General features: G+C 45.3%; 1 protein-coding gene. It reads left to right on the forward strand.

The window, feature by feature from the left end:
* Positions 1-667 (forward strand): KpsF/GutQ family sugar-phosphate isomerase (locus R7R24_RS27435; protein WP_318120232.1); only part of this gene is annotated, 667 nt, incomplete at both ends.

Here is a 667-nt window from a genome sequence, read left to right on the forward strand (position 1 = left end):
TGACATTGTTATCGCCATTTCTAACTCTGGCGAGTCCCATGAAATCTTGTCTCTCTTCCCAGTTCTAAAGCGTTTAAACATTAAAATCATTAGCATGACGGGCAAGCCAGAATCCAACATGGCAAAACTGGCTGACTTGCACTTGCAAATCACTGTCCCTCAAGAAGCTTGTCCACTTGGCCTTGCACCAACCAGCAGTACCACAGCAACTTTAGTAATGGGCGATGCGCTAGCAGTTGCCCTACTTCAAGCGCGTGGATTCTCAGCAGAAGACTTCGCTCTCTCACATCCTGGTGGTGCTTTAGGAAGAAAATTGCTACTTAAGCTGTCTGATATTATGCACTTCGGAAATGCATTACCGAAAGTGTCTCCGGATGCGTTGATTCGCGATGCGCTTTTGGAGATTTCAGAGAAAGGGTTGGGAATGACCGCAATCGTGGACGAGCACGATGCTATGCTTGGTATATTCACCGATGGTGACTTACGCCGCACTTTGGATAAGCGCATTGATATTCATACCACGGCTATTGGCGAAGTCATGACGAAAAATCCAACCACGGCACATCCAGAAATGTTAGCAGTGGAAGGATTGAACTTAATGCAGAACAAAAACATCAACGCACTTATCCTATGCAAAGAAGATAAAATCGTTGGCGCATTAAATATG

This window comes from Vibrio sp. 704 (genome assembly GCF_033339295.1).